General features: G+C 64.7%; 16 protein-coding genes. 9 read left to right on the forward strand and 7 right to left on the reverse strand.

Translation table 11 applies throughout. The annotated features are described in order from the left end of the window. The first annotated feature begins 144 nt into the window (after positions 1-144). The 4 genes from GTA51_RS02200 (at position 145) to GTA51_RS02215 (ending at position 2,778) form a co-directional block, all read left to right on the forward strand. Positions 145-1,257, forward strand: coding sequence for a phosphotransferase family protein (locus GTA51_RS02200; RefSeq protein ID WP_160958302.1), 1,113 nt, complete (start codon positions 145-147; stop codon positions 1,255-1,257). 1 nt (position 1,258) lies between these two features. Continuing rightward, positions 1,259-1,840, forward strand: coding sequence for an adenylyl-sulfate kinase (locus GTA51_RS02205; protein WP_160958304.1), 582 nt, complete (start codon positions 1,259-1,261; stop codon positions 1,838-1,840). Between the two features lie 163 nt (positions 1,841-2,003). Beyond that, positions 2,004-2,339, forward strand: a complete 336-nt coding sequence (locus GTA51_RS02210) for a hypothetical protein (protein ID WP_160958305.1) — start codon at positions 2,004-2,006, stop codon at positions 2,337-2,339. Positions 2,340-2,502: 163 nt separating this feature from the next. Beyond that, on the forward strand, positions 2,503-2,778 hold the full coding sequence (locus tag GTA51_RS02215) for an HU family DNA-binding protein (RefSeq protein WP_160958307.1): 276 nt from the start codon (positions 2,503-2,505) through the stop codon (positions 2,776-2,778). A gap of 302 nt (positions 2,779-3,080) precedes the next feature. On the opposite strand, the gene GTA51_RS02220 is transcribed toward GTA51_RS02215, so the two are convergent. Beyond that, positions 3,081-4,100, reverse strand: coding sequence for an AI-2E family transporter (locus GTA51_RS02220; protein WP_160958308.1), 1,020 nt, complete (start codon positions 4,098-4,100; stop codon positions 3,081-3,083). 375 nt (positions 4,101-4,475) lie between these two features. On the opposite strand from GTA51_RS02220, the gene kdpA reads away from it, so the two are divergent. From kdpA to GTA51_RS02245, 5 genes are read left to right on the forward strand one after another with little or no spacing between them, the layout of a single operon-like run. Then, positions 4,476-6,224, forward strand: coding sequence for a potassium-transporting ATPase subunit KdpA (gene kdpA / locus GTA51_RS02225; protein WP_160958310.1), 1,749 nt, complete (start codon positions 4,476-4,478; stop codon positions 6,222-6,224). Between the two features lie 12 nt (positions 6,225-6,236). Next, positions 6,237-8,309 (forward strand): potassium-transporting ATPase subunit KdpB, encoded by a 2,073-nt coding sequence (kdpB, locus tag GTA51_RS02230; RefSeq protein ID WP_160958311.1) that lies wholly within the window; start codon positions 6,237-6,239, stop codon positions 8,307-8,309. Positions 8,310-8,319: 10 nt separating this feature from the next. Continuing rightward, complete coding sequence (kdpC, locus tag GTA51_RS02235) at positions 8,320-8,907, forward strand: potassium-transporting ATPase subunit KdpC (RefSeq protein WP_160958313.1); 588 nt, start codon at positions 8,320-8,322, stop codon at positions 8,905-8,907. 9 nt (positions 8,908-8,916) lie between these two features. Then, positions 8,917-11,580: an ATP-binding protein gene (locus GTA51_RS02240; protein ID WP_160958315.1), complete on the forward strand. Its 2,664-nt coding sequence runs from the start codon at positions 8,917-8,919 to the stop codon at positions 11,578-11,580. Further along, a complete protein-coding gene (locus GTA51_RS02245; protein WP_160958317.1) occupies positions 11,573-12,268 on the forward strand; it encodes a winged helix-turn-helix domain-containing protein in 696 nt (231 codons plus the stop codon). The genes GTA51_RS02240 and GTA51_RS02245 overlap by 8 nt, the downstream gene beginning before the upstream one ends. A 215-nt stretch (positions 12,269-12,483) precedes the next feature. Here GTA51_RS02245 and phnW read toward each other — a convergent pair whose 3' ends face one another. From phnW to GTA51_RS02275, 6 genes are all read right to left on the reverse strand, one after another. Then, a complete protein-coding gene (phnW, locus tag GTA51_RS02250; protein ID WP_211922397.1) occupies positions 12,484-13,596 on the reverse strand; it encodes a 2-aminoethylphosphonate--pyruvate transaminase in 1,113 nt (370 codons plus the stop codon). A 2-nt stretch (positions 13,597-13,598) separates the two neighbouring features. Next, a complete protein-coding gene (gene pbfA / locus GTA51_RS02255; RefSeq protein WP_343039436.1) occupies positions 13,599-14,993 on the reverse strand; it encodes a (R)-1-hydroxy-2-aminoethylphosphonate ammonia-lyase in 1,395 nt (464 codons plus the stop codon). A gap of 9 nt (positions 14,994-15,002) precedes the next feature. Continuing rightward, positions 15,003-15,842 (reverse strand): phosphonoacetaldehyde hydrolase, encoded by an 840-nt coding sequence (phnX, locus tag GTA51_RS02260; RefSeq protein ID WP_160958318.1) that lies wholly within the window; start codon positions 15,840-15,842, stop codon positions 15,003-15,005. A gap of 22 nt (positions 15,843-15,864) precedes the next feature. Further along, entirely contained in the window at positions 15,865-17,667 is a 1,803-nt protein-coding gene (locus GTA51_RS02265) for a putative 2-aminoethylphosphonate ABC transporter permease subunit (protein WP_160958320.1), read from the reverse strand. Continuing rightward, positions 17,664-18,770, reverse strand: coding sequence for an ABC transporter ATP-binding protein (locus GTA51_RS02270; protein WP_160958322.1), 1,107 nt, complete (start codon positions 18,768-18,770; stop codon positions 17,664-17,666). The genes GTA51_RS02265 and GTA51_RS02270 overlap by 4 nt, the downstream gene beginning before the upstream one ends. A 66-nt stretch (positions 18,771-18,836) precedes the next feature. Further along, on the reverse strand, positions 18,837-19,847 hold the full coding sequence (locus GTA51_RS02275) for a putative 2-aminoethylphosphonate ABC transporter substrate-binding protein (protein ID WP_160958323.1): 1,011 nt from the start codon (positions 19,845-19,847) through the stop codon (positions 18,837-18,839). Between the last annotated feature and the right edge of the window lie 475 nt (positions 19,848-20,322).

Consider the following 20,322-nt stretch of genomic DNA (forward strand, 5'->3'; position numbering starts at 1 on the left):
CCCTGGCCACCGTCGCAACCCAACAGGAGAAGTGCGCGGTGCAGGGCGAGGGTTGCGCCGGCTGCGTATCCTGGCTATTTATGGGACAAGTTGGACGAAGAGGCCGAAAGCCGGGTTCCCTATCCGGCAAGGCAAGGGGCAACAATGCGCAAGGGAACCGAGGAAAAGCCGGCCATCGTGGTCCGTCCCGAGGCCGTGGAACAGTATCTGAGGGAAGCGTTTGGCCCCACCGCCCGGATGCTCGGGGCCGGTGCCATGGGGTCCGGCGGCCAGGGCATGAAGGAATTCGGCTACGGCAAACCCGTGTGCCTGGAGTTCGAAGTGGACGGGCAGGTGCGCCGGGGGGTGCTGTCGATCATGCGCGGCGACAAGTACGGCCACCAGTTCTACTGGGACCGGGCTGCCATCCTCATGTTTCAATTCGAGGCCGGCGGCGCCATGGAAAAGCACGTGCGCCCCATGGCCCTGGGCTATTTTGACCAGGACGACCGCCTCGTGCCGGTGGCCCGGCCCAAAGAGTTCTTTTTATTAAGCGAAATGGCCCCGGGCTACGACTACTACCTCGATTTGCAGCGCATCCAGAAAACCGGCCTTGAGGCCCGCGATTTGGACATGGTCCGGTCCTTTGCAACCTGGCTGGCCCGGGTCCATAGCCTGAAAAAAGACGACGCCGACCTCTATCTGCGCCGGGTGCGCAACTTGATTGGCGCGTCGGAATGCATCTTCGGGCTGGTGGACGCCTATCCCCACCCCTACAGCCTCTTTCCCCCGCAGCGTTTTTGCGCCCTGGAAAAACGCATCATCGACTGGCGCTGGAAGCTGCGCGGGTTTACCCACCGCTTAAGCGAGGTGCACGGCGATTTCCACCCCTGGAACGTGCTGATTCAGGAGGCGGGAGACACACGGGATTTCGCTGTCCTCGACCGCAGTCGCGGCCAGTGGGGCGAGCCGGCCGACGACGTGGCCACCATGAGCCTGAATTTCGTGCTCTTTGGCCTCTACGGCCACAAAGAGCTGACCGGAGACTTTGAGCGGCTCTTTATGGCCTTCTGGGAAACCTATCTGCGCCACGCTGGCGACGACGAAATATTTTCCGTCATCGCGCCCTTTTACGTCTTTCGCGGCCTGGTTGTCGCCTCGCCCCAGTGGTATCCGGGCCATCCCGAGGACGTGCGCCGGGGCTTGTTGCGCTTTTTGGAAAACGTTCTTGGCGATGAGCGCTTCGATTGCCAAAACTTCAACCGGTACATGCGCTGATATGGCTACCGCACTTTGGTTCACCGGCCTGCCCGGCTCAGGCAAAAGCGCCCTGGCCCAGGCTGTTGCGCAGTATCTGCGTCTGGCCGGCATCGATGTCGCCACGTTGGAACTGGACGCCCGCCGCAAGGCCTATTTCCCCAAACCCACCTACAGCGAGGCCGAGCGCGAGGCGGCCTACACGCGCTTTGCCGACGAGGCGGCCCACCTCTACCGCCTGGGCACGGGGTTGGTCATCATGGACGCCTCGGCCCCGCGTCTGGCCATGCGCGCCTATGCCCGCTCGCGTATGACGCACTTCGCCGAAGTGCACGTGCGCTGTTCCCTGGCCGTGGCCATGGCCCGGGAGTCGGCCCGCCCCCAGGGCAAGGTCATGGCCGGACTCTATGCCAAGGCCATGATGCGCAAAGCCACCGGCCGGGAATTCCCGGGCCTGGGGCAGGTCATCGGCGTGGACGTGCCCTTTGAGGAAGACCCGGCTGCGGAGTGCGTGGTGGATGCCGAACATTTGACCATCGAGGCCGGGCGCGACGTTGTTTTGACCTTTCTGCGCGGCTGGCCGGCCTTGTCCGGGACGTTGTAAAACCCCTCCCGGGCACCGCGCCCGGGAACGTGGGCCGCGCCGTCAGGGCAACTTCCCTGGTTCCGCCTGTCCCATGCCAACGCCGCAATAATCGACGGAAGCTGTAACCAACCTACCCGCTTCGGGCACTTGTCTTGCAATACTCCCGGCCATGGAGGGTCCGATGTCTCAAGGCCCCGTGCGATATTGCCCCGGCTGCGGCCAGGCGCTGCGTTTTCCGTCCCATATCGGCGGCATGCTCATGGCCTGTCCCGTGTGCGGCCACCGTTTTGCCTCGCCGTTTCGGCTGGCCGGCGCATCGGCCGTCCCGCCGGTGCATCTGAGCGCATCCCCCCAGACTGACCCCAGGCCTGACACCGTCCCCACCCCGCCCCCAGCCCCCGCGCCCACCGCTATGGACACGGTGCCGGAAGCCACGCCCAGGCCGCCCGCACCAACGGGCGTGCGCCCAACCTCCCTGGCCGCCAAAGTGGCCGCCAAATACGCCGCCAAATCCTAAGTCTTCCTTCCCAACCCGCCCCGACAGCGCCGGTTACCCCGCCACCCGGCCACCCATCCGGTCCAAACCCGGCACATGCACAGCCAAATTGCGCCAAGTGGCGACATCCCCTTGCCTCGCCGGAACATTTACCGCTATTGTCAGGCAATCACGGGGAGGGGAAATGAATAAAAGCGAACTCATCAAGGTTTTTGCCCAGCGCTTCAACACGCCGGACACCGAGGCGGCCGACTTTGTAAACGTCTTTTTCGACCGGATCAGGCAGGCGCTCCTGGCGGGCGATCGCGTGGAAATTCGCGGTTTCGGTTCCTTTGCCGTGCGCGAGTACGAGGGGTACACCGGCCGCAATCCCAAAAGCGGCCAAAGCGTTGCCGTCGGACCGAAACGCCTGCCGTTTTTCAAGGCCGGCCGGCGCTTGAAGGAGCATCTCAACGGCTGACCCACAGCGGCGCTCCACAGCGCTCGTTACCAGTGACCGCCCAAGACGGCACAAAACCGTGGGCCGCCAGCCCGGTGGCGGCACTGACGCGGATTGATCCCCTGTCCCCCTGGCGGCGCTTACGGCTTCAATCCGGGGGACAGGCGGGGAAGACTACGCTTCCTCGGCACACCCGGTCCTCCCACTGCAAGCGCTGGTGTTCCTGGTGTGGCTCGGGGAAGAGCAAAAGGCCCGGCCTTTCGCCGGCAGCCAGGGCCGCAACCGCCCATTAAGACCTTCGCGCGGGCCGGCCGGCACGGCCTTCACACGAGCCCCTGATCGCTGAGTTCCTTTTTCAGGTAGGCGTAATAGATTGGCGCTGCCACCAGCCCGGCCAGCCCGAAAGCGGCTTCCATCACCAGCATGGCCAGCAGTATCTCCCAGGTTCTGGCATGGATATGCCCGCCGACGATGCGGGCATTAAGAAAATACTCCAGCTTGTGGACGAGGATGAGAAAGAGCAGCGACCAGCCGGCGACGGCAAAGGAAACGCTCAGGCTCACCACCACGATGGCACTGTTGGAGATGAGATTGCCGACCACCGGGAGCATGCCCGCCAAAAAGGTCAGGGCCACCATGGTCTTGGCCAAGGGCAGATGGACCCCCAGGGCGGGCAGGACCACGAACAGATACAGGACCGTCAGTGCCGTATTGAGCCCGGAAATCCGCACTTGGGCAAACACAACGGCTCGAAACGCCGTACACAGGCGACTGGCGCGCTCCAAAAGCGCCGCAGCCAGGGGACGGTGCTTCTCCCCCGTGGTTTCGGCCACCAAGGCGATCACCGCCCCGAGAATCAGCCCGACCAGGACATGCGCCAGCAGTTGCGCGATACCCTTGCCCGCTGCCTGCATGGTGGCCGCCCGGGCGCGCAGGGCCGCGACGACGTCCGTGCTCATGGCCTCGACGTTCTCGGGCAAAAACGTGACCAGCCAGCCGGGCAACCTGGCCCGCAGGCTCTCCAACGCCTCGGCCATTTTCCGTAGCAAGGTCGGGATACTGGTGGATTCGCTGTGAAAAAAGGCAATCCCCTTCCAGGCGAGCAGGGCCAGCCCGACGACTATAAGGACTGCCAGGCAGGCCACCACCACTTGCTTTGCGCGCCGGTGCCCGACCCAGGCAGCAGGCAAGACCGGCGCGGCCAGTTGGACCAGCTCAAAGACCAACAGGCCCGCCATGAGCGCAGGAAACAAGTGGAGCGGAAAGACCAGCAGCAGGGCGAGTCCTGCCCCGATCCAGGCGACGACGTCATAAACCGAGGCCTTGGGCCGCACAGGCTGCATACGATCTCCTTGTCTGCATAAAGCGACGGGGGGGGTCCCGCCGTGCCCGCGCCAAGCCTAGAGTGTCCGGCTGCGGCCGGCAAGGGCAGCGGCCTTGAGGCTGCTGTTTACGCAATTTTTACACCACTCCCCCCTCTCTATACACCGCGTTTAGACCGTCCCGGCTACACCCGTCCCATCGACAACCGCCAAGGAGGGTTTCGATGGACATTCTTTTTATCCTCTGCACCTTGGCCCTGGTCATTGGGATGCTGGGCCTGATAGAATTTCTTGAACGCCTCGCAAGGAAAGACCCATGGACATAGTGGTATTGGCCGTCGCGGTCGCGCTCTTCACCTATCTGCTGGCGGCGTTATGCAAACCGGAGTGGTTCCAATGATCGTAACGGATTGGCTGCAATGGCTGTTTTTTTTGGCCGTGCTCCTGGCCGCGTCCTGGCCCCTTGGGCTTTACATGGCCCGGGTGTACATGGGCCGTCCCTGCGGCCTGGATCGGCTGGGCGGTGCCCTGGAACGCCTGCTGTATCGACGCAGCGGCGTCGATGCCGGGCGCGAAATGGACTGGAAGACCTATGGCCTGGCCGTCATGGGGATCAATCTGATCGGGATTGTGGCCGTGTGGGCCGTGGCCCTGCTCCAGGGTGTGCTGCCGCTGAACCCCTTGGCCCTTCCCGGGGTGGACCCGTTTGTGGCCATAAACACTGCGGTCAGTTTTGCCACCAACACCAACTGGCAGGCCTACAGCGGCGAAGCAACGCTCTCCATCTTCACGCAAATGCTGGCGCTCACCGTCCAGAACTTCCTGTCGGCCGCAACCGGCATGGCCGTGGCCGCAGCCCTGATTCGCGGTCTGGCCCGCCGCGAGACCACCCAGCTCGGCAATTTCTGGCAGGATCTCACCCGCTCGGTCCTCTACATCCTGTTGCCCCTGTCCCTGGTCCTGGCCTTGGTCCTCGTCTGGCAGGGCGTGCCGCAAACCTTTGACGCCGTTATCGAGGCCCATCTGCTTGAGCAACCCGCGGCAACGGCCCCAGCCCCGGACGGCACGACGGCAGCGGCACCCACCGGCCGCCAGACCCTCGTCCTTGGCCCCGTGGCCTCCCAGGTGGCCATCAAACAGCTCGGCACCAACGGCGGCGGCTACTACAACACCAACTCGGCCCATCCCTTTGAAAACCCCACGCCGTTGACCAATTTCCTGGAAATGCTGGCCATCCTGCTCATCCCGGCGGCCTTTTGCCACACCTTCGGGGCCATGATCGGCGACCGGCGCCAAGGTCTGGCTGTCCTTGCGGCCATGACCATCCTGTTTGCCGGCTTCTCGTATCTGACCCTGGCTGCCGAGTCCGTCCCCAATCCGGCCCTGGCCGGCATCGGTGTGGCGGCGGGTCCGAGCCTGGAAGGTAAGGAGGTGCGCTTTGGCCCGGCCGGTTCGGCCCTATGGGCGGCCGTCACCACGGCGGCCTCCAACGGCTCGGTCAACGCCATGCACGACAGCTTCATGCCCCTGGGTGGCCTGTGGCCCATGCTGCTCATGCAGCTGGGCGAAGTGGTCTTTGGCGGTGTGGGTTCGGGCCTTTACGGCATGCTGGTCTTTGCCATGGTGGCAGTCTTTGTGGCCGGGCTTATGGTCGGGCGCACCCCGGAGTACTGCGGCAAAAAGATCGAACCATTTGAAACCAAGATGGCCGCCCTGGTCATCCTCATCCCGCCGTTTCTGTGTCTCATGGGCACGGCCCTGGCAGTCGTTGCCGGACCGGCCGACGCCGTGTCCAATCCCGGGCCGCACGGCTTTAGCCAGGTGCTCTACGCCTTCTCGTCCATGGGCAACAATAACGGCAGTGCCTTTGCCGGTCTGACCGCCAGTTCGCCGTTTTGGACGCTGACCGGGGCCGTGGCCATGTTTGTCTCGCGCTACTGGCTCATCCTGCCGGTGCTGGCCCTGGCCGGTTCCCTGGCCGGGAAAAAACGGCTGCCCCAAGGCCCCGGCACCCTGCCGACCCATGGACCGATTTTCATGTTCCTGCTTATCGTCGTGGTGCTGGTGGTCGGCGCGCTGACCTTCGTACCGGCCTTGGCGCTCGGGCCTGTGGCTGAACATCTGGCCCTTTTCCGGGCAAATTGACGAGGTCTTTGTATGTCAAAAGATAGCAATAAACGCCCCTTGTTCGATGCGGCCATTATGCGTCAGGCCGGCATCGAGTGCCTCAAAAAGCTCTCCCCGGCCCGTCAGGCCCGAAACCCGGTCATGTTCACCGTCTATATCGGCAGCATCCTGACCACCGTTCTGGCCGTACAGGCTGCAACCGGCCACGGCGAGGCCCCGTTTGGCTTCGTGGCTTCGATTGCCGCCTGGTTGTGGGCCACGGTGCTTTTCGCCAATTTTGCCGAGGCCATGGCCGAAGGGCGCGGCAAGGCCCAGGCGGCGGCCCTGCGCGGCCTGCGCCGGGATGTGGCCGCCAAGAAGCTGGCCGCCCCTCGCCGGGACGCGGCCTGGACGGAAGTGGCCGGCAATTCGCTGGTGCGCGGCGACGTGGTGTTGGTCGTTGCCGGCGACGCCATCCCGTCTGACGGCGAAATCATGGAAGGCGTGGCCTCGGTGGACGAGTCTGCCATCACCGGCGAATCCGCCCCGGTCATCCGCGAAGCCGGGGGCGACCGCAGCGCCGTCACCGGCGGCACGCGCCTGCTCTCGGACTGGCTGGTGGTCCGGGTGGCGGCCGATGCCGGCGAGACGTTTCTCGACCGCATGATTTCCCTGGTGGAAGGCGCCAAACGCCGCAAGACCCCCAACGAAATCGCGCTCAACATCTTGCTCGCCTCCTTAACCCTGGTCTTCCTGGTCGTGTGCGTGACCCTGCGTCCCCTGTCTGCCTATGCCGTGTCCCTGGCCGGCCAGGGGCAGGCCGTGACCATCACGGCCCTGGTCGCCCTGTTCGTCTGTCTGGCCCCCACCACCATCGGGGGCCTGCTCTCGGCCATCGGCATCGCCGGCATGGACCGGCTTATCCAGGCCGGGGTCATCGCCACTTCGGGCCGGGCCGTGGAAGCGGCCGGCGACGTGGACGTGCTGCTCTTGGACAAGACCGGCACCATCACCCTGGGCAACCGGCAGGCCACGAATTTTCTGCCGGCGGCCGGGGTGGACGAGCGGCGTCTGGCCGAGGTGGCCCAACTCGCCTCGTTGGCCGACGAAACCCCGGAAGGGCGTTCCATTGTGGTGCTGGCCAAGGAACGGTTCGGCCTGCGCGGCCGCGATCTGGCCAGCCTCAATGCCAGCTTCGTGCCCTTTACGGCCCAGACCCGGCTTTCCGGCGTCGATCTGCCGGGCCGCAGCATCCGCAAGGGCGCGGCCGACGCCGTGCGCGCCCTGGCCGAGTCGGCCGGCATCGCCATGCCGGGCGACATCGAGGCCTTTATCCGCGAGGTGGCCAAATCCGGCGGCACGCCGCTGATCGTGGCCGAAAACAACCGGCCGCTCGGCGTGGTCTGGCTTAAAGACATCGTCAAGGGCGGCATCCGCGAGCGTTTTGCCGAACTGCGCGCCATGGGGATTAAGACCATCATGGTCACCGGCGACAATCCGCTGACGGCCGCGGCCATCGCCGCCGAGGCCGGGGTGGACGACTTCCTGGCCGAAGCCACCCCCGAGGCCAAGCTGGCCCGCATCCGGCAATACCAGAGCGCCGGCAAGATGGTGGCCATGACCGGCGACGGCACCAACGACGCCCCGGCCCTGGCCCAGGCCGATGTCGGCGTGGCCATGAATTCCGGCACCCAGGCCGCCAAGGAAGCCGGCAACATGGTGGACCTCGACTCCAACCCCACCAAGCTGCTGGAAGTCGTGGCCATCGGCAAACAATTGCTCATGACCCGGGGATCGCTGACGACGTTTTCCATCGCCAACGATATTGCCAAGTACTTTGCCATTATTCCGGCCGTGTTCGTGGGCATCTACCCGCAGTTGGCCGTACTGGACGTCATGGGGCTGGCCACACCCAAGTCCGCCGTGCTCTCGGCCGTAATTTTTAATGCGCTCATCATTGTTTTTCTCATTCCCCTGGCCCTGCGGGGTGTTAAATACATTCCTGTTCCGGCGGCGGTGGCCCTGCGACGCAATCTGCTCATCTATGGTCTGGGCGGGTTTGTGGTGCCCTTTGCCGGCATCAAATGCATCGACATGGTTATTGCCGCCCTGGGCTGGGCGTAAAGGAGCCGCTATGTTCGCCAGATGCGTCGCGCAGTTCAAACCTGCCTGCTTTCTGTTCCTGTGGCTGACCCTTATAACCGGGGTGGCCTATCCTGTGTTGCTCACGGGCCTGGGGGCTGGCCTGTTCCCGGCCCAGGCCAGGGGGAGCCTGCTGGAAAAGGACGGCAGCGTCATCGGCTCGGCCCTTATCGGCCAGCCGTTTGCCGCACCGGGCTATTTTACGGGACGGCCCTCGGCCACGGCTCCTGAGCCGTATAACGCCCTGGCCTCGTCCGGCTCGAATCTGGCCGCGTCCAACCCGGCCTTGCGCGAGGTGGTAGAACAGCGCAGCGCAGCCCTTAATGAGACCCGGGCAGGAGCGGCCGTGCCCATGGATCTGGTGACGGCCTCGGGCAGCGGCCTGGACCCGCACATCAGCCCGGCGGCGGCCGTCTGGCAGATCGAGCGGGTGGCCGCCGCCCGGGGACTGCCGGCCGAGACCGTGACTGCGCTCATCGCCCGGCACACCGAGGAACGGCTCTGGGGATTTTGGGGAGAGCGCCGGGTTGGCGTCCTGGGGCTTAATTTGGCGCTGGATGCGGCAACCGGCCAGCGGTAAGGTAAACGCATGCGCGATACGGACAAACGCCCGGACCCCGATGCCCTCTTGGACATGGTGCGGCGCGAGGAAGAACAAAAGCATCGGGGGCAGCTGCGGATTTTCCTCGGCATGGCCCCGGGCGTGGGCAAGACCTACGCCATGCTGGAAGCGGCGCGGCTTAAAATGGCTGACGGGGAGAATCTCCTGGCCGGCATCGTGGAAACCCACGGCCGCCAGGACACCGAAGCCCTGCTCTACAACATGCCGGCCCTGCCCCGCCAGCGCATCGAATACAAGGGCCATATTCTGGAGGAGTTCGATCTCAACGCGGTCCTTCTAAAGCGCCCCGCCCTGGTCCTGGTCGATGAACTGGCCCACACCAACGCCCCGGGCTGCCGCCACCCCAAACGCTGGCAGGACGTGGAAGAGTTGCTCGAAAACGGCCTGGATGTCTGGACCACCCTCAATGTGCAGCACCTGGAGAGCTTAAACGACATCGTGGCCCAGATCACCGGGGTGCGCGTGCGCGAAACCGTGCCCGACGCCGTGCTGGAGCGGGCCAACTCGGTCATCCTGGTCGATCTGCCCCCCGAAGATCTGCGCCAGCGCCTGACGGAGGGCAAGGTCTATCTGCCCCGCCAGGCCGAATGGGCCGGGGAAAACTTCTTTCGCCAGGGCAACTTAAACGCCCTGCGCGAATTGGCCCTGCGCCAGACCGCCAGCCGGGTCAACACCGAGGTGCTGGTCTATCGCAAAGGCCATGCCATCGAAACGACTTGGCCAACGGCCGAACGCATCTTAGTCTGCGTCGGCCCCTCGCCCTCCTCGGCCACCCTCGTGCGGGCCGCCAAGCGCTTAGCTGACGGTTTGCAGGCCTCCTGGCAGGCCCTTTATATCCAGCAGCAGGCCGAAGGCGCGCCCACGGCCAGGGCCTTGTCCAATCTGCACCTGGCCCAGGAGCTGGGCGCCCAGACCCATGTCCTGACCGGGCCGGACGTGGCCCGGCTCATTGTCGAATTTGCCCGGCAGCACAACGTCACCCGCATCGTCATCGGCAAGCCGCTGGGCCGCAGCTTCTTTGACATTTTCCGGGGCAGCCCGGTGGACCGGCTGGTGCGCGAAAGTGGTGAGATCGACGTCCATGTCATAAAGGGCCAAGACCCCGGCAATGCGCCCCGGCAACCGCCTGTGCGCCGTGCCCGTTCCTTCCCCTGGCGCGAATATGCCGCCGCCGGCGGTATCGTCGCCGTGGCCACCGGCATCTGTTTTGCCATGTACCCCTATTTCGAGCTGGCCAACCTGATCATGGTCTATCTGGTCGGCGTCATGGCCGCTTCGGTCTGGCTGTCCCGGCGGGTCTCCATGGCAGCCTCAGCCGTCACCGTCCTGGCGTTCGATTTCTGCTTCGTGCCGCCCCGGTTCAGCATGGCCGTGTCGGACGTGGCCTATCTGGTCACCTTCATCGTGATGCTGCTGGTGGCGCTGGTCTTAAGTGCCATGGCCTCGCGCATCAAGGGCCAGGCCGACAGTGCCGCCAAGCTGGAGCAGCAGGCTTCGGATTTAAGCGATCTGTCCCGGGATCTGGCCACCACCCGCGGCGCGGACAATCTCGTGGCAGCGGCCCGGCGGCATATCGCCCGGGTGTTTGGCGCCACGGTTTTTGTGCTGCTGCCAAGCCCGGCCGGCAAGCTTGAACACGTCTTTTTGGCCGAAGACGAGGAAACCCTGGCCGACAAGGACCTGGGCGTGGCCCAGTGGGTCTTTGACAACGGCAAACCAGCCGGACTGACCACCCAGACCCTGGCCGAATCCGACGCCCTCTACCTCCCCTTGCCCGGAACCGAGGCCACCCTTGGCGTCGTGGGTTTGACGCCGGAAAATGCGGACGCCCTGGACGCCCTGGAACTGCCGGACCGCCGCCGCCTGCTCGACGCCGTGATCCAGCAGACCGCCCTGGCCCTGGATGTGGACCGGCTGGAAGAACGGGCCAAGGCCACGCTGCTGGCGGCCGAGCGGGAAAAGCTGCGGGCCGCCCTGCTCTCCACCGTCACCCACGATTTCAAAACGCCCCTGGCCGCCATTGCCGGTTCGGCCGAAAGCCTGCTGGCTCTCGGCGATACCGCTGCCAGCGCCGTTCGCCGGTCGCTGGAGGAGAACATCGTGCAGGAGGCCTCGCGCCTGGAGCGGCTGGTGGATAATCTCTTGCGTATTGCCGCCCTGGAATCCGGTTCGGCAGCACCCGACATCAAGCTTATTCCCCTGGAAGAAGTCATCGGCAGCGCCCTGGACCGCCTCAAACCGCTGCTGGCCGGACATGCCGTGCGGCTGGAAATTCCGGGCGATCTGCCCCCGATTCCCATGGACGAAGTGCTCATGGAACAGGTTCTGCTCAATCTCATCGAAAACGCGGCCAAGCATACCCCGCCGGGAACCGAAATCGTCTTGTCCGCTGCCGTTGGCGACGGCGTGGCCCGGATCGGGATCAGCGACAACGGCCCGGGCCTGCCGTCGGGCGATCCGGAAAAGCTCTTTGAGCGTTTCCAGCGCGGCGACAGAACCACGACGGCAGGCTACGGACTGGGGTTGGCCATCTGTCGCGCCGTGGTCAAGGCCCATGGCGGAACCATCACAGCCGGCCCGACCGCCCGAGCCGGCGCAAGCTTTGTCATCACCCTGCCCCTGTATGCCTGACACCACCCACACCATCCTCATCGTTGACGACGAACCGGCCATCCGCCGCTTCCTCGCCCCCTTTCTCGAAGCCGAGGGCTATGGGGTCATTGAGGCGGCCACGGGCCGCGACGCCCTGGCCGCCTCCCAGGACGCCGATGTCATCCTGCTCGATCTCGGCCTGCCGGACCTGGACGGCGAAGCGGTGTTACAAGCCCTGCCGCCCTGGAACCGGGCCAGGGTTATCGTGCTCTCCGTGCGCGGCCGGGAGCAGGACAAGGTGCGGGCCTTGGATCTTGGGGCCAGCGACTACCTGACCAAGCCGTTCGGTCTGGCCGAGCTGGCGGCCCGCATCCGGGCGCTGCTGCGCCGCGAGGGAACAGCCGGCCAGGAGCCGCCGTCACAGTATGTTTTCGGGGATCTGGCCATTGACCTTGCCGGCCACGGGGTGCGCCGGGACGGTGTGGAGGTGCATCTGACACCCACGGAATTCAAACTGCTGGCCTTTCTCGTGCGCCATGCCGACAAGGTGGTGACCCACGGCCAGTTGCTCAAAGAAGTCTGGGGCAGGCACAGCCAGGGCCAGGAACACTACGTGCGCATCCACATCCACAAGCTGCGCCAGAAAATCGAGCCCGACCCGGCCCGGCCCCGCCATCTGCACACGGAAACCGGCGTCGGCTACCGCTTTGTCACCATGGCCTCGTAGGCGCGCCCCAAGCCCTGCCCTGCCAGCGGTAGTGGTCCGCACCGGTCAAAGCCAACGTGGTCGCGGCCTATATCCCGCCAAAACAGTTGACGAACGCGGTACTGGCCCACCGGTCAAAGACAATTTAGTCGCACCCTAAGCCCCGCCCTACCCGTTGACGGACACGGTAATGGCCCACAATTCAAAGCCAGCTTGGTCGCGCGCCAAGCCCTGGCCTACCAGTTGACGGACTCCCTGACCGCCGCCAGCAGCCGCTCGATGTCGGCCGGGCAGACCGTGCCGATGGTGCCGATGCGAAAGGTGTCATGGTCCGTGACCTTGCCCGGATAAATGACAAACCCTTTGGCTTTCAGTGCGGCGTAGAAATCCTCAAAGCGGTAGCCGGGCGCGGTCGGGCTGCAAAAGGCGGTGATGACGGGCGAGTGAAAGGCTGCCGGCAACAGCGTGGCAAAGCCCAGCTCCTGCATACCGGCCGTCAGCAGACGCTGGTTGGCGACATAGCGGGCATGGCGCGCCGCCACCCCGCCCTCGACGGCCAATTCCTCCAGGGCCGTGGCAAAGGCGCGCACCACATGGGTGGGCGACGTGAAACGCCATTTGCCGCCCTTTTCTTCCATAACCCGCCACTGGTCATACAGATCAAGGCTGAGCGACCGGGCCTGACCGGCGCAGGCTTCGAGTGCCTCGCGTCGGGCCACCACAAAGCCAAAGCCCGGCACCCCCTGGATGCATTTATTCGCGCTGGAAATGAGAAAATCCGCACCCATGGCCGCCTGATCCAGGGGAATGCCTCCAAAGCTGCTCATGGCATCCACGATATAAACCCGCCCGGCTGCCTTGACCTCGGCTCCAAGCGCCGCGACAGGGTTGAGCATTCCGGTGGTGGTTTCGCAGTGGACTGCGGCCACGTGGCTGATCCGGGCGTCGTTTGCCAATATCTGCGCCAGCGCCGCCGGTTCCGGCCGGCCGGTCTCGCCGCAGTCGAGAACCGTGTAGGCTATGCCCAGCGTGCGGGCGATGGCAGCAATGCGCTGCCCGTAGACACCGTTGGCCACGACCAGCAGTTTGCCGTCCCGGGGCAGGGCCGTGCCGATGACCGACTCCACGCAAAAGGTGCCGCTGCCCTGCATCAGCACGCTGGTGTAGCCGGGGGCGCTGGTGGCCAGGGCAACGAGCTCTTCGCGCAGACTACGCACCACGGCGTTGTACTCGTCGTCCCAGGTGCACCAGTCGCGCAGCATGGCGGCCTTGACCGCCTTGGAGGTGGACAGGGGGCCGGGGGTGAGCAGCAGATAGGGATTGTCCGGCAACAGGGCAAGGTCAGGCATGGTCAGGCTCCAGGGGTTGGATTGCCAAGCGAGGCAAGCGCTTCTTCCAAAATGTCCAGGGCCGTGTCGAGATCGTCCCTGGTGATGGAAAGCGGCGGGGTCAGGGTCAGACAGTTGCCGTGGGAGACTTTAAACGACAGGCCGCGATGCAGGCAGCGGTAGAGGACGGCATCGGCCTGGGCGTTGGCCGGAGCCTTGCTTTGGCGGTCCGTGACCAGTTCCACAGCCAACGAAAGGCCCATGCCCCGGACGTCTCCCACCAAGGGGAGACGGGAAGCCATGGCCCCAAGCCGGGTTACGGCGTGCTCCCCAAGGGCTAAGGCCCGATCCGGCAAATGCTCGCCCACCACCACGTCGATTGCGGCCAGGGCGGCGGCGCAGGCCACCGGGCTTTTTTCATGGGTGTAATGCCCCAAAGCGCCGTGCCCGGCCACATCCAGGGCCGGGTCGGCCAAAACGGCCGCCAGGGGCATGATCCCCCCGCCCAGGCCCTTGCCCATAACCACCATGTCTGGGACCACGTCAAAGCGCTCAAACGCGTGAAAGGTTCCGGCCCGGCCAAGACACAACGCGGTTTCGTCCATGATCAAAAGCGCCCCGTGCCGCTGGCAGGCTTGGCGCACCCGGGGCCAGTAGCCCGGCGGCGGCAGGTTCACCGTGGTGCACCGAAAGGGTTCGGCGATGACCGCTGCCACGTCGCGCTCCTTCTCCAAGACATATTCCAGATAGGCGGCGCAGCGCAGCCCGCACGCCTGGCAGCCGCCCGACGGCGGTGCCAGGACGCAGCGGTAGGGATCAGCCGGGGGCACATGTTCCGTACCCGGCAGCAGCGGCCCGATGCCGGCCCGAAAAAGCGCCTCCCCGCCCACGGAAATCGCGTCCAGGGAGGCTCCGTGGAACGAATCCCACATGGACACGGTTTTAAACCGCCCTGTGGCCACCCGGGCAATCTTTAAGGCCATGCCCACGGCCAAAGTACCTCCCGGAGCAAAAAGCACCTTGCCAAGGGGCCGCGGCGACAGCTCCACGAGCCGTTCGGCCAGACGCACGGCCGGCTCATTGGTGAATCGGCGCGGGGAAAAGGTGAGTGTGCGCATCTGCTCCGTCACAGCCCGCACCACCGCCGGATGGGAAAAGCCCACCTGATGGACGGAGTTGCCGTGAAAGTCCAACAGTTCGCGTCCATCCAGGGTGCGGATGCGGCTGCCCGAACAGGCCCCAAGCGCGTCCAGGCAGGGCGTGGACAGGCTTTGGTGCAAAAAGACGGCGGCATCGCGGGCCAACAGCGCCTGGGTCTGCCCCCCCAACCGGGCCGACCAGACCGCCCGGTTGGGGGAGCAATTGACGTCGCCTTCGCTGACATCCACGTCCTTGTCAGGGCGAATCGGACGGGCCACGACGCGCCCTTAGCCGACCGGCTGCTCGCCCCGGGCGAGGCGGTCGTTTATGGCCCCGATGACCTGGGGCACTTCGGTGATGTCTTTCACGACATAATGGGCACCGGCCGCCAAAAGCCGGGCCTCGATGGCCGCCAGACGCGCGGCCAGATCCGACGGGTCCAGGCTGTGGACATCCGCCAGGGGCAGCCCCAATTCGTTGCCGGACTTGGACAGGGCCACCGTCCACATGCCGGCGTTAAGCCCCTCCTCTATATCGCTGATCGTATCGCCGACCTTGACCAGGGCCTCCATGGGATAGACGCCAAGATCGATGGCGTTGCGGTAGCACATCCAGGGATAGGGCCGGCCGGCCGGCACATCGGTGGAGCAGCAGACGGCGTCGGGGACGTAGCCTTGCGCGGCCGCTGCCGGACGCAGGACATCCATCATGGGCCCGGTGTAGCCGGTGGTGGAGCCAAGACGCAGGCCCATACGCCGAAAGGCCGCAACCGCGTCGAGCAGGCCCGGTATGAGTTCGGCATGGTTGGCGATGCAGGCGACCATGAGCGGTTCGGTTTCGCGGTACATGGCGTCCACGTCGTCCTCATCCGGGGCGCGCCCGTGAACGGCCGTCCAGCGCGCCGCCAGGGCGGGGATGGCGCACATGGCCCGGATGTGGTCCTTTTTCATAAGCCCCATGGGCGCACGGGCTTCCTCAATACGGGGCACAACGCCCCGGCGCGTGAATACTTCCAGGAAAACAGCCACCGGGCCGATGCAGCCGTAATCTACGGCCGTGCCGGCCCAGTCGAGAACCAGCCCTAAAACCGGCCCGGTATAGACACCTCTTCGGATATAGGCAGCCATGGGCAGCGCTCCTTGTATACGCTTACGGGTTGCTGCGGTTATTGCCCATCCAGGCCTGGCTGCGCCGCGACAGCCGGGCCGAGAGCGCGCCAGATCCCAGGCGCACCGCGATATTGACCAGCACAATCAGCACGGCCATGGCCGCAGCCGGGGCCGTGTCCCCGGCGTCGTCCATATTGGCCACAGCCACGGAAGCCAGCGGCAGATCCGCTGAATACAAAAAGATGACGGCCGAGACCGTGGCCATGGAATTGACGAAGAAATACTGGGCGATCTCCACCACCGCCGGCAGGCAGACCGGAGCCGTCACCCGCATAAAGGTCTTGTAAAACGGCACGCCCATGGATTCGGACACTGCCTCGAATTCCTTGTCCAACTGCTTAAGCGCCGTCGTTGCGGTCAGAAAGGACACGGAATAAAAGTGCACCATGTTGCACAGCACCAGGATGGCCATGGTGGCGTAGAGGCCGTTAAAAGGATTGGCCAGGGTCAAGGGGCCTAAAGAAAAGTCCGGGGCGTTAAAGAAAAAGATATAGGCCAGGCCGATGACCAGCCCCGGCAAGGCCAAAGGGGCCATGGACAAAAAGTAGGCCACATGGCGAAGCGCGGCCATCCCCCGGGTTTTTTCGATGAGATAGGCGGAAAAAAAGGTGAGCCCCGTGCCGAACACAGCGGAATAAAAGGCCATACGGATGCTGTTGTACAATGCCTGGTAGCCGCCGCCGCCCATGTTTCCAAACCGGAAATGGGTCAGCGAGAGCGAGAGATCGTAGGGCCAGACCTTGACCAGGGACGCGTAAAAGGCCGTGCCCAAAAAGAGGAGCAGGCCGGCGGCGATGCAGCCGCAAAAGGCCAAATAAAAGCTCACGGTCCCCGGATCGGCACAGGGCGGCAGGGGCACAGCCCGGGCGGCAACAAGGGCCGCCTGCCGGCGTTGGGCCAGCCGGTCCAGAAAAAAGGCCAGCACGGTGGGGAGCAGCAGCACCACGCCAACGGTTGCCCCCATGGCGAAATTCTGCTGGCCGATGACCTGCTTGTAGATGTCCGTGGCCAGCACGTTGTACTGGCCGCCAACGACCTTGGGCGCGCCGAAGTCGGTGAAGCACAGAATAAAACTCACGAACACGGCCGACAGAAGGCCGTATTTCACCCCGGGCAGGGTGACGGAGAAAAAGGTGCGCAGCTTGGAGGCTCCCAGGGATCTGGCCGCCTCGTAGAGCCGGGCGTCGGTGACCCGCAGGGCGATGGAGAGGATGAGCATGACCTGGGGAAAGGTGAAGATGACCTCGGCGATGATGATGCCCACCTTGCCGTACAAGCCGATGTCGAGGGCCGGATTGAGGCCGAAGGTTTGCTGGAAAAACCCAAAGCAGCCCGTGGTGACCAGCCCCTTGCGGCCAAACAGATAGATCAGGGCGATGCCGTAGAGCAGTGTCGGGGCAAACAGCGGGGCCATGGCCACCCCCCGGAAAAACCCTTTGCAGGGTATGGCCGTGCGGGTCAGGGCGTAGGCGAAAAAAAAGCCCAGGGTCACCGAAATGACCGTGGTCACGGTGGACACGAACAGGCTGTTCCACAGGGAAACAGACAGGGACGGCGTGGTGAAATAGGTCTTAAAATTGCCAAGACCGACCCACAGGCCGGCCCCGTCGTGCAGGCTCTTGCCGATGATGTTGGCCATGGGCAGGGCCACCGCGCAGCCCAGCCACACCACGGTCAGGACCAGCAGCAGCCCCCGGAGTCGCTGCTCGGTCAGCCAGTGGACGGGGTCGCCGCGTTGGTCCGGCGCGCCCTCGGTGTTTGCCCGCAACGTGATTTTTTTCATGCGGCCGCGTAGGCGCTCACCCGCCCGGCTGGAAATTCAAGGCGCACCGCATCGCCCGGGGCCAGCCCAAGCACCCTGGCCCGGGCAGCGGGCAGATCGGCCTCGATGCGGGTTTCGGGGTGGGTCTGGGTTAAGACCAGGGTCACCCGGGTGCTTGGGCCGCGATACTCCAGCCGGCTCACCCTGGCCTGGAACTGCTCTTCCCGGGCCAGACCGCCCTTGTCCAGGTCCACATCTTCGGGACGGATGCCCAGAGACACCTTCTGCCCCACGGCCAGGGGCTGGGGTTCGCGGGCCGCCTGCACGCGTCGGCCGTTTAACTCGAAAAAGCCCTCGCCAAGCTTTTGCGCGCCGGTCAGGAAATTCATGGAACCGATAAAGGCAGCCACAAAAGGATTGGCCGGAGCCTCGTAGATTTCGCGCGGCACCCCCTGCTGCACCACCACGCCGTGGTCCATCACCAGGATACGGTCGGCCATGGTCAGGGCCTCTTCCTGGTCGTGGGTCACCATCATGGCCGTGACGCCAAGCCGGCGTTGCAGTTCCTTGATCTCCCCGCGCAGCCGCAGACGCACCTGGGCGTCCAGGGCGGAAAGCGGTTCGTCGAGCAACAAGATGTCCGGCGACAGGGCCATGGCCCGGGCCAGGGCCACGCGCTGCTGCTGGCCGCCGGAAAGCTGGGAGGGATAGGTGGAGCGTTTGCCCTCAAGCCCCACCAGCCGCAACAGTTCGGTGACGCGCCGCGCGGTGGCCTCCCGCGCCCCGGCCGAGGCGTTGAGGCCATAGGCCACGTTCTGGGCGGCGGTGAGGTTGGGGAAAAGGGCGTAGGATTGGAAAACGATGCCCACGTTGCGCCGGGCGGTGGGGAGTGCGGACACGTCGCGCCCGGCGATGCGCACCGCGCCCTGTTCCTGACGTTCCAGACCGGACACCACCCGCAGGATGGTGGTCTTGCCGCAACCGCTGGGACCGAGCACGCTGACGAACTCGCCCCGCTCCACGGTGAAACTCACGCCGTTAAGGGCCGTGAACCGGCCATAGCGCTTGGTGATGCCGTGTACCTCCAGATAAGCGGCAGGCTCGATGCTGTTGCGAATTGTCATCGCTTTGCTCCGATCGCTTCCGGTGCGGCCGGGGGCGACAGGCGCGCCCCCGGCCGCAGGGAAGCCTTATTTCCTGGGTTCGCTCTTGCCGTCGTAGCGTCTGGTCCATTCGGCCAGGATGCGGTCGCGGTTCTTAGCGGCCCAATCAAAATCGTTTTTAATCATCTGCTTGGCCGGGTCGGCCGGAAAGCCGGCCGGAACAGGCTGGCCGGTGGGATAGCCGGTGATGGCGAAGCTCTGGGCGTATTCCTTCATGGCATCCATGGAGACGGCCCAATCCAGAAAAACCATGGCTTCAGGCTTGATGGCTTTTTTGTCCACCAGGGCGTTGGCTTCCAGATCCCAGCCAGAGCCTTCCTTGGGGAAGACGGTCTCGATGGGTTCGCCCTTTTTCTTTTGCTGCAGACCGCGGTAGCCAAACGAAATGCCGATGACCGCTTCGCCGGTGCCGGCCAGTTTGCAGGGCTTGGAACCGGAGTGGGTGTAGGCGGTGATGTTGTCGTGCAGCTTGTCCAGATACGCCCAGCCCTGCTCTTCGCCCATCAGCTGCAGGATGGCCGAGACGGTAAGAAAGCCGGTGCCCGAAGAAGCCGGGTTGGGCATGGCGATAAGCCCCTTGTATTCGGGCTTGGCCAGGTCGGCGTAGCCCTCGGGCATGGCCAGTTTTTTGCCGGCAAGTTCCACGCTGTTGACGCAAAACCCCGTCATCCAGGCGTCGATGCCAAACCAGGCCGGAGCGGCGGCGGCATCCTTGTAGGCGACCAGGATCTTGCCGCCGTCCTTGGGGGTGTAGGGTTTGAGCAGCCCGGCCTGCTTGGCCTGCATGAGACTGACGGCGGACAGGCCCCAGATCACGTCGGCCTGGGGGTTGTCCTTTTCAGCCAGGAGCTTGGCGGTGACGATGCCGGTTGAGTCGCGAACAAATTTGACAGCAATGTCGGGATGCTGCTCCTGAAAGCTTTTGATGTAGCGGGGAATCTGGTCGTCTTCCAGGGCAGTGTAGACCAGAATTTCGCCGGCCAGGGCGTTTGCGGCATACAGGGTCACAAGGACCAGGGCCAGGATCATGCGCTTCATGACGTCAATTCCTCCGGGTGGTTGGGGTGTTACGCTCTGGCAACTGGTGGCTTCCCGCGCGCGAATGACAATCCGGTGCAGCCTGTTGGCGGCGAGAGGCTTGACTGGCGGCGTGTTCTTGCAGGTTCAAGCCATGCTGCGGACACGGCTACGCCAAGCCATCTCATTCGCTCATATTGTGCGTACATTCGGTGACCGTTGTGTGAAGCTGGGGAATCAATTGCAACAATGCCAAATACGCGCGGGCCAGCTCCACCACGGGCTTCGCCGCAAACCATACGCAGTGGTCGCGTGCCAGAATATGCCCGGCCGGGCTGGTATTGCGGTACGCGAAAATCCCCAGGGGGAAGCCTCCGGGGTTTTCGCGTGGTTACTGTGGCGTTGGGACGGGACAGATTGGGCAGCACGTTTGCGTCAGTCGGTGCGCCCGAGGAGAAACCAACGGCCTGAGCCGGAGAAATCCCACGGTTGGCCT

Source organism: Solidesulfovibrio aerotolerans (genome assembly GCF_009856865.1).
GTDB lineage: Bacteria > Desulfobacterota > Desulfovibrionia > Desulfovibrionales > Desulfovibrionaceae > Solidesulfovibrio > Solidesulfovibrio aerotolerans.

Coding starts and splice junctions, on each gene's coding strand:
- GTA51_RS02200 (WP_160958302.1), top strand. CDS start 145: ATGCGCAAGGGAACCGAGGAAAAGCCGGCCATCGTGGTCCGTCCCGAG.
- GTA51_RS02205 (WP_160958304.1), top strand. CDS start 1,259: ATGGCTACCGCACTTTGGTTCACCGGCCTGCCCGGCTCAGGCAAAAGC.
- GTA51_RS02210 (WP_160958305.1), top strand. CDS start 2,004: ATGTCTCAAGGCCCCGTGCGATATTGCCCCGGCTGCGGCCAGGCGCTG.
- GTA51_RS02215 (WP_160958307.1), top strand. CDS start 2,503: ATGAATAAAAGCGAACTCATCAAGGTTTTTGCCCAGCGCTTCAACACG.
- GTA51_RS02220 (WP_160958308.1), bottom strand. CDS start 4,100: ATGCAGCCTGTGCGGCCCAAGGCCTCGGTTTATGACGTCGTCGCCTGG.
- kdpA (WP_160958310.1), top strand. CDS start 4,476: ATGATCGTAACGGATTGGCTGCAATGGCTGTTTTTTTTGGCCGTGCTC.
- kdpB (WP_160958311.1), top strand. CDS start 6,237: ATGTCAAAAGATAGCAATAAACGCCCCTTGTTCGATGCGGCCATTATG.
- kdpC (WP_160958313.1), top strand. CDS start 8,320: ATGTTCGCCAGATGCGTCGCGCAGTTCAAACCTGCCTGCTTTCTGTTC.
- GTA51_RS02240 (WP_160958315.1), top strand. CDS start 8,917: ATGCGCGATACGGACAAACGCCCGGACCCCGATGCCCTCTTGGACATG.
- GTA51_RS02245 (WP_160958317.1), top strand. CDS start 11,573: ATGCCTGACACCACCCACACCATCCTCATCGTTGACGACGAACCGGCC.
- phnW (WP_211922397.1), bottom strand. CDS start 13,596: ATGCCTGACCTTGCCCTGTTGCCGGACAATCCCTATCTGCTGCTCACC.
- phnX (WP_160958318.1), bottom strand. CDS start 15,842: ATGGCTGCCTATATCCGAAGAGGTGTCTATACCGGGCCGGTTTTAGGG.
- GTA51_RS02265 (WP_160958320.1), bottom strand. CDS start 17,667: ATGAAAAAAATCACGTTGCGGGCAAACACCGAGGGCGCGCCGGACCAA.
- GTA51_RS02270 (WP_160958322.1), bottom strand. CDS start 18,770: ATGACAATTCGCAACAGCATCGAGCCTGCCGCTTATCTGGAGGTACAC.
- GTA51_RS02275 (WP_160958323.1), bottom strand. CDS start 19,847: ATGAAGCGCATGATCCTGGCCCTGGTCCTTGTGACCCTGTATGCCGCA.